The sequence below is a fragment of the Vibrio sp. 10N.222.54.E6 genome, from assembly GCF_041473955.1.
Taxonomy (GTDB): domain Bacteria; phylum Pseudomonadota; class Gammaproteobacteria; order Enterobacterales; family Vibrionaceae; genus Vibrio; species Vibrio tasmaniensis_A.
This window is the reverse complement of record NZ_JBFRTD010000083.1, coordinates 1-803: the sequence shown is the minus strand read 5'-3', so window position 1 is coordinate 803 and position 803 is coordinate 1. Positions and strand designations below refer to the sequence as shown.

The following is an 803-nucleotide window of genomic DNA, read 5'->3' as shown; positions in this document are numbered from 1 at the left end:
GGGGTTCATGACGCGCTTACCTGCTATCTCACTTAGTTTGATGTACTTTGTTTCTAAAGGTAAATCTAACAAACCTAAACGCAAAAACTCTGGCTTTACATCCACTTCTGGCAACTCGTTCAATGAAAACCACCTAAACTCAAGATCGACGCCAGACTCAATACCACGAAAAGGTTCGTTCAATGGAAATCTATGAGGTTCGCTTAGTTGAACAAAAAAATAGTTAGCGATTTCATGATACTTTTTATTTGCATGTTCAAAGAAACTTTCAACGTGCCAAAGATGCTTCTTAACAGACGACTCTACCCCTAACTCTTCTAGTAGCTCTCGATTCAATGTAGCATCTGAGTTTTCGAAAAACTCAACTCTACCACCGGGAAGCGCCCAAAAAGAATCTCCGACAACTCTATGTAATAACACATGATTATCATGAACAATAACGGCAGCACTTCGAAAGTTAAATCGAGCATCACCTTGATCAAATCTCAACATTTTTACTCCTTGTAGCATAACGCCTTCTATATGACTCTGCGCCGCATTTTACGCCCATATAATGCAGACTTTCACCTATCACTTCAATTTGTAATCAATAAGTTAGTGACCACATTGAGAGGTTAGACTGCTAAGTGAAGCATAATTTCTAGATGTACTGAATTCGGATAACTTTTTGTAGGGTAAATTGCCATTAACAGGATATGAATGAGTTCTTGTTCTAGCTGATAAAGGGGCATTTTCGAGCTAGAAAATGCCACGCGTGAAAATTCAGGTTGTGATGTTTTTGGACAATTCCGTGTTACGACGAG

2 protein-coding genes are annotated in these 803 nt (G+C 39.0%); both read right to left on the bottom strand.

Going from position 1 to position 803, the window contains the following annotated elements; genetic code table 11:
• Positions 1–492, bottom strand: a 492-nt coding sequence (locus AB4513_RS24570) for an NUDIX hydrolase (protein ID WP_102257483.1), incomplete at its 3' end; no start/stop codon positions are given.
• Between the two features lie 122 nt (positions 493–614).
• On the bottom strand, positions 615–803 hold a 189-nt coding region (locus tag AB4513_RS24565), incomplete at its 5' end, for a hypothetical protein (RefSeq protein WP_372193473.1).